The sequence below is a fragment of the Candidatus Neomarinimicrobiota bacterium genome (assembly GCA_022560655.1).
Lineage (GTDB): Bacteria > Fidelibacterota > Marinisomatia > SCGC-AAA003-L08 > TS1B11 > JADFSS01.
This window is the reverse complement of the sequence record JADFSS010000098.1, coordinates 1-6,179: the sequence shown is the minus strand read 5'-3', so window position 1 is coordinate 6,179 and position 6,179 is coordinate 1. Positions and strand designations below refer to the sequence as shown.

Sequence of the window (6,179 nt, the reverse complement as noted above, 5' to 3'; positions counted from 1 at the left end):
CGAAGGTGCCGTCAATGATCTGCACGATGACAAAGGCGATGCCGCCATAGAAGGCCGCCACCCGGAACACCTGGCGGCGCTTGAGCTCGGCGAGAAAGGTGGATAGTCTTGACTGCTGGGGCATTGTGGTAAGGCTGTGTTAAGGCCAAATATACGGGCAGCGTGTCGGGATAGCAAAAGCCCTCAAGGCAATCACCCTGGGGGCTCCCTACCGGTGGCTGCTGGTTTGTGCCTACCTATGCTTCTAAGGTGTTCCTAAGTATAATGACCGTGGTCCGATGTCGCCAGACCGATGATCCGGCAACCTACCGACAGTAGGACGGGCAGCGTATCCGGCAGGTATCCGGGTGGTAGGCTATTTCAGGCCTGAAAGGCGGGCTTTGCTACTTCAGCAGCACCATCTTGATGGACTGGCTGTAATTGGGCGTCACCAGACGGGCAATGTAGATCCCGGAGGGGAGCTCCCGCCCGTCTTCGTTTCGGCTGTTCCAGGTCACTCTGTGGTAGCCTGGCCCCACGCGTGCATCTACCAACGTCGATACCTCTCTGCCCCGTAGGTCATAGATCACCAGCTTGACAAGGGCTCGCTGGGGGAGATCATATTGCAATGTGCTAACGGGATTGAAGGGATTGGGATAGTTCTTGTGGAGTAATAGCTGCCGAGGCAACGCGGCCCGCCCGGTCAAATCCGTGGTAGAGAGGACAATCTGTCCCGAATCACCCACCGCCACGGCCGACTCCTCGTTGAACCGGACATCGCGCAATCGCAAATGGGTGATCGGGGGGGCACCCTCCCGGACGAGGAACACCGCTTCCAGCAAGGTCCCGCTGGCCGCAATGACATCGGCGGCGGCGAACTGCACGGCCGCCTCGCCGGAGGTAAACTCAGCGTCCAGCAGTGCGTCACCGAGGGCATTCCCAGCTTCCAGACCTAGCAGATCGAGCGCATTTCTGTCATATTCAAACAGGAACGACCCTGAATAGATGCCCTCGCCGTTCGCCAGCGCCACCGGCATCTTGACCGTGTCGCCGGGCGCCCCTGGCATGCTGGGCAGGACCAGCTCACCGGCAGCGGGATACACGGGCGGGGTAGCGAACTCGACGGGGAACGAATCGATGCGGCCCACCACGAATTGCAGCACAAGGGATGCATCCAGGGCCGTAACGGTCCCGTCCGCACTCATCTCCGCCTTGCGTAGCTGGACCGGCGTGAGGGCGATGCGCCCCAGAAGGTAGTCGAATATGAGGGCGGCATCAAAGGCGGTGACGGCCCCGTTTTCACTGACATCGCCGTAGCCGAACCGGAGATTCAGCGTCCCGCCTACCGTGAAGGCCAACGGGTCGCCCTCGTTGAACATGAAACTTTCGATGTTCACAGGCGCCAGCACCCCGGGCAGCACATTGGCCGCGCGGTAGAATATAAGGCCCACCAGGGGCCCCGCCCCGGACAACATATCCGGGCCGGCGGCAGCCACAGACAAAGTACCCGGCACGGCCTGCCCCTGCAGCTCCCAGTCCAAACCACCCAGTGTGGGGTCCAGGAAAGCTTCGGCAGAGTCGATGAGGGTATCGGGGTAGGAGAGCACGAACTGGAACGACTGGACATCCAGCCCGGTGAGGCTGGTGGTTTCCAGGGCGATGATGGCGGTGGCCCCAGGGGGTAGGGAGACTGTTGCTGTCCGTACGCGTAGTATAACAAGGCCGGGGCTGCCGTCTGCCACGAATATCAGGTCGTTGGCAACAAAAATATCCCGAGCATCGCCGGGCGTATTATATGATCCTACTTCCACCGGACTGGTCGGATCACTTATGTCCAGCACACGGACGCCTGCTACACCGTCGGCCAGGTAGGCCAGATCCCCATGCACGAACACGTCCTGTGCCGTGCCCGGGGTATCGTAGAAGCCGACCTCGGCTGGTGCCGTCGGATTTGAGATATCAATCAGCCTCAATCCACTAAGACCGTCCGCCACATACGCTATATTTCCGACGACGTGGATTCCATATGCCGTGCCGGGGGTGTCCAGGGTGCCCAGGGAGTCGGGGGCAGCCGGAGTCGTGACATCCCAGATCTCGATGCCCACGGTATCTACTGCCAAGTAGGCCGTCACATCGCCAACCACGTAGACGTCATTCGCGAGATTGACCAAGCGGGAAATCTCGCTCATAATTGAAGGGCTCCCCGGGTCGGAAACATTAAATATTCTGAACTTGCCAGCTGCAACGTAGGCGAGCGATCCCGAAACATAAATGCCATGCCCTTCCAAAAAATATATGCTGTACTGCCCTACCCTCGCAGGGTTCACGGGATCTGATACGTCATAAACCAGGTCGATGTGACCGGTTGCCAAGTAGGCATAGTCCCCCTGGACGACGATAGCATTTCCGTCTCCGGAAAGAAGGACTTCTCCCGTTAACTGTGGGGTGGATGGTTCGGAGACGCTGATTACGAAAATGCTACCCGGGCTCTCGGTTACCACGTAAGCAAATTCAGCTTGCACAAAAACGCCGTTGGCCGCACCCGGTACGTCCAGCTGTCCCACCAGGTCCATCCGCACGCCCTGGGCAAGGCCGGCGCCAGGCGCCAGGCCCAAAGCCATTGACAGGACGACGGGGAAAGTTGCGAAGTTGCTGGGAACCTTCATTTCGATATGGACGGCATTCCAGGATGGTGAGGTGGGCTGGCCGGCGTGAACTGCCAGCGTCCCATCAGGTCGTGCCAGGATTCATTGGCCCCGTCCACGGGGGGATGCTCATCACATCGAAAGCGCCGTCAAAAATCTGAACGATGACAGAGGCGATGCCGCCGCAAAATGCAGCCACCCGGAACACCCGGCGGCGCTTAAGCTCGGTGAGAAGGACGGTGAGTCTGGACTGTTGGGGCATCAGATTGGCGCCGTGGTCGGGTCAAATATACGCGAAGCGCGGCTGGATAACAAAAGCCCCCCGAACAAAAAAGGGGCAGGTACCACCCCCACTGTTCAGCCGGAAAACCCCGAAATTCGCTTCCTGCCCCCCTGCTTACAGGCCAGGTACGCAGCTGTTCTATCTACCTGGTATTGAAGGGAGTGGGGAGGAGATTTGGGCAGAGTATGCTAAAATCTGTATGCTACTAGGCGGACTTCTCAATGGGAGCGCCGTTTGAAAGCTTGAGGGTCAACTTACTTACTTCAGCAGCACCATCTTGATGGACTTGGTGTACGCTGGCGTCACCATGCGGGCGATGTAGATGCCGGTGGGCAGCTTCCGCCCGGCCTCGTTTCGGCCGTTCCAGGTCACCCTGCGATAGCCTGGCCCCACGCGAGCATCTGCCAATGTCGACACCTTTCTGCCGTGCAAATCATAGATGACCAGCCTGACATGGGAGCGCTGGGGGAGATCATAGTGCAATGCTGTCACGGGATTGAAGGGGTTAGGGAAAGCCGCGCGGATATCCTAACAACCGCCTCCCGATTCCGGAACCAACAGGAAGCACGTAGCCCCCAGAGGCCGGAACAATTATTTAGGTGCCATACCGCAGGCGGGTGCCGTACTTCACCGACATCATAATTTCCTGTGGGCTGAGCTCCCGGGGGAGATAGGTGCCGGAGATGTTGGCGCCTCCGATACTGGCCCCCTCCAGTTTCACCCTGTTAAAATTGAGACCGGCGAGGTCGGCCTGGCGAAAGTAGCTGTCGGTGAAATCGACGGCCTCCAAGTCCATGCCACGCAGGTTCAGACCGCGAAAATCCAAGCCCGAAAGATCACAAGGTTCATTTTTCGGCCGCCGGGCGTTGAATTCTTCAACCTTCTCTTCCCGCAACAGGAGGTAGAGCTCGTCTTCAGTCGTTCTGGGTGTCTCAGCAGTGAACACAGGTATTCGTCTCATGGGATGATCCTTTTCTTTTTCGGATTCAGCGGAGCGGCCGGGAGGCCATCGGCCCCGGGCCGGCAATCCATGGCGTTTCCGCACACAGCACCCCAGAAGATACGGGGCCAGCCCGTCGGGCCCAAGGCTACTGTTGGTCTGGGCAATCGGCCTCATTGCAGTCTTGGATACCGGCCACTCGCGCGGGAAGCAGTTCCAAACTGCCAACCAGTCAAGAAGTCCCCGGGATGGGGGTATTACAGGACTAATGGTCAAGTATTATACCGGCGGAGAAATTGTTGGCGTATCCGGTATGTATCCCATTGGGGAACTATTTAGACCTTAAAGGCGAGCTTGCCCTCGCTGAGATTGGCACACAGCTGGTGGGCAAAGCTACTTCAGCAGCACCATCTTGGTGGCCTTATTATGCGTCACCGTCACAAGGCGGTCTTGGACACGCCTCCCCGGTATAGAATATTCTGGCTGGCGTCTCCAAGGATGGCCGCATCATTCTGAGTGGCTGGGAAAATATGTACACTGGCCGATTCTCTCTCCAAGATGGGTCGGATGTCATGGATCATAAGAGGCGTTGTCCATGTTGTGACATTCCTCACGGACGGTATCCGGAAAGCTTTGTATATTTAGTCAGTTACGGAAGGAGCCTGAGCATGACCGCAAAAATAATAGCTCGTTCATTCGCCATCGGATTGGGTAGTCTGATGATCTTGACGGGCTACAGTCCCCCGGCACCCGGCCCATCCCCCTCACACTACTACCACAAGGGTCAAGCCTATGAGCGGGCGGGTCGCTTTGACCGGGCCGAACGACAATTCAAGCGAGCCATACGCATAGATCCAACAATGGCAGAAGCACACCTGGCTCTGGGTGCAGTTTATCTTAAGGCGGGCCGCATCGATGAAGCGGAGGCCACCATCATCACAGCCATTGTAACCCTTCCGCGATCACGGTTACGGGGCAGCTCCTATCGGAATACACTCTCTATGGCCTACAACAATATGGGCGTTGTGGAAGAGTGGAGGGCTGTAATGGAAGTATTAGACTTTAAGCTAACTGACGCTGAAGCACACAGGCGGGAAGCTAAATCCCACTATCAAAATGCCTTGGAGCTTGATCCACGCAATTCCCTGGCTCGGGACAATCTCCTGCAGCTACCTGGCCGAATCGAGAATAGCGACTACAGGGGCCTGCCAGCTGCGTCCTGATTTCAAGTTGAAGTAACTCCCGCCCAAAAACCGAGAAGAGCCGAACCCAGTGCTGGACGCGGGGAAGGCATCTTTCCTAATTCAACAACACCATCTTGATGGACTTAGCGTCCTCCGGTGTGACTAACCGCGCAATGTAAATCCCGGCGGGAGCCTCGACACCCTCGGCTGTCCGAACTGTATCCGCGGTTGAACGCGCATCGCCCTAACGGTATCATCCATCCTTAAAATGTCATACATCCTCGACGGTTTTAAAGGGAGTTAGGGCTGATATTGGCCAGCGCCAAAGGGGCGGAGGACAGGTAATCCTTGCCCTGTAAGGACATAGACATTGGTGGGGAGTTTGACGCCTTTCAACTTTTTTTGCCGATAAAAACAGGTTTTATATCTGGATTGTCCCGAACGGCATCGTAAACCTGCTCGGAGATGCAAATGCCCCCAGGCTCAGCTAACGGTTCAATTCTACGTGCTACGTTTGGGCCATTCCCAAATATCCCCTCTTTAGCGATCACTATATACCCGAAATGAATACCAATCCGAAGGGTAAGATCGGTGTCCTTCCCAAATGTTCGTTGAATCTCCAGAGCGCAGTTCACCGCGTCTATGGCACTCTTAAATCTGGAAAGTTGCCCGTCCTCAATCTCCTTCAACCAGATACCGTTATGCGCCTTGACAAGCGGCGTCAGGATTTTCCTATTCTTTTTGAGGAGTTTGAGCGCTTGACGCCAATCTTCGTCCACGACGGCATAAAAGCCATAGATGTCGGTGAACATAACGGCGGCCAATTGGCGTCTGCGGCTCACAGCGCCGCCACCCGGAATGCGTGGCGGTGCTCAGGCTCGAGGATGAAAGTGGACAGTCTGGATTGTTGGGGCATCGTGGTTGTATCGTTTTAAAGCCAAATATACGCGGTAGTCTAGCGAAATAGCAAAAGCCCCCAAGGCGATCACCCTGACGACCAATTGACGGAGGCTGCTTGTTTTGCGCCTACCAATGCGTGTCAGGTGTCCAGAGCTATGTTGACCCTGGCATCCAAGCCGCCAGATCACAAGTCTTGCGACCTACAGACGGCAAGAACGGCAGCGTATCCGGCAGGTATCCGGGTGGGG

6 protein-coding genes are annotated in these 6,179 nt (G+C 56.9%); 1 reads left to right on the top strand and 5 read right to left on the bottom strand.

The features are described from left to right. Window positions 1–383: 383 nt before the first annotated feature. The 4 genes from IH971_10505 to IH971_10490 form a co-directional block, all read right to left on the bottom strand. Window positions 384–2,645 carry a T9SS type A sorting domain-containing protein gene (locus IH971_10505; GenBank protein ID MCH7498267.1) on the bottom strand — a complete coding sequence of 754 codons (2,262 nt, stop codon included), beginning with the start codon at window positions 2,643–2,645 and terminating at the stop codon, window positions 384–386. Window positions 2,646–2,709: 64 nt separating this feature from the next. After that, entirely contained in the window at window positions 2,710–2,886 is a 177-nt protein-coding gene (locus IH971_10500; protein MCH7498266.1) for a hypothetical protein, read from the bottom strand. Window positions 2,887–3,165: 279 nt separating this feature from the next. Continuing rightward, window positions 3,166–3,399: a hypothetical protein gene (locus IH971_10495; GenBank protein ID MCH7498265.1), complete on the bottom strand. Its 234-nt coding sequence runs from the start codon at window positions 3,397–3,399 to the stop codon at window positions 3,166–3,168. A gap of 103 nt (window positions 3,400–3,502) precedes the next feature. Then, window positions 3,503–3,868, bottom strand: coding sequence for a pentapeptide repeat-containing protein (locus tag IH971_10490; protein MCH7498264.1), 366 nt, complete (start codon window positions 3,866–3,868; stop codon window positions 3,503–3,505). 647 nt (window positions 3,869–4,515) lie between these two features. Here IH971_10490 and IH971_10485 point away from each other — a divergent pair. Beyond that, a complete protein-coding gene (locus IH971_10485) occupies window positions 4,516–5,070 on the top strand; it encodes a tetratricopeptide repeat protein (protein ID MCH7498263.1) in 555 nt (184 codons plus the stop codon). Between the two features lie 353 nt (window positions 5,071–5,423). Here the strand turns inward: IH971_10485 and IH971_10480 are convergent, their stop codons facing one another. After that, window positions 5,424–5,843, bottom strand: coding sequence for an adenylate/guanylate cyclase domain-containing protein (locus IH971_10480; GenBank protein ID MCH7498262.1), 420 nt, complete (start codon window positions 5,841–5,843; stop codon window positions 5,424–5,426). Window positions 5,844–6,179 lie beyond the last annotated feature (336 nt).

Excerpts from the sequence above, each read along its gene's own strand:
- IH971_10505 (MCH7498267.1), bottom strand. The coding sequence starts at position 2,645 with ATGAAGGTTCCCAGCAACTTCGCAACTTTCCCCGTCGTCCTGTCAATG.
- IH971_10500 (MCH7498266.1), bottom strand. The coding sequence starts at position 2,886 with ATGCCCCAACAGTCCAGACTCACCGTCCTTCTCACCGAGCTTAAGCGC.
- IH971_10490 (MCH7498264.1), bottom strand. The coding sequence starts at position 3,868 with ATGAGACGAATACCTGTGTTCACTGCTGAGACACCCAGAACGACTGAA.
- IH971_10485 (MCH7498263.1), top strand. The coding sequence starts at position 4,516 with ATGACCGCAAAAATAATAGCTCGTTCATTCGCCATCGGATTGGGTAGT.
- IH971_10480 (MCH7498262.1), bottom strand. The coding sequence starts at position 5,843 with ATGTTCACCGACATCTATGGCTTTTATGCCGTCGTGGACGAAGATTGG.